Source organism: Falsihalocynthiibacter sp. S25ZX9 (genome assembly GCF_041205405.1).
Lineage (GTDB): Bacteria > Pseudomonadota > Alphaproteobacteria > Rhodobacterales > Rhodobacteraceae > Falsihalocynthiibacter > Falsihalocynthiibacter arcticus.
The window spans coordinates 1-318 of the sequence record NZ_JBGFCD010000181.1; the positions used below are offsets into that span (position 1 = coordinate 1).

Below are 318 nucleotides of genomic sequence, written 5' to 3' on the forward strand. Positions count from 1 at the left end.
TGGCAATTCATCAAAGACAAGTTGATCCTGCCCTACCTCGATATTGATCTCAAATACTATGATTTGGGCATCATGTCGCTGGACGACACCAATGACCAAATCACGATCGACTCTGCCGAAGCTATCAAGAAATATGGCGTTGGCGTCAAATGCGCGACCATCACCCCCGACGAAGCGCGGGTTGAGGAATTTGGCCTGAATGAAATGTGGCGCTCCCCCAACGGCACGATCCGCAACATTCTGGGTGGCGTTGTGTTTCGCCAACCGATCATTTGCAAAAACGTGCCGCGCCTTGTTCCCGGCTGGACAAAGCCCATC

The 318-nt window shown here is 52.2% G+C and carries 1 protein-coding gene; it reads left to right on the top strand.

Features of this window, described 5'->3' with window-relative positions:
* Positions 1 to 318: isocitrate/isopropylmalate family dehydrogenase (locus AB9F29_RS21810; RefSeq protein WP_369757235.1), on the top strand; the 318-nt coding region annotated here is incomplete at both ends.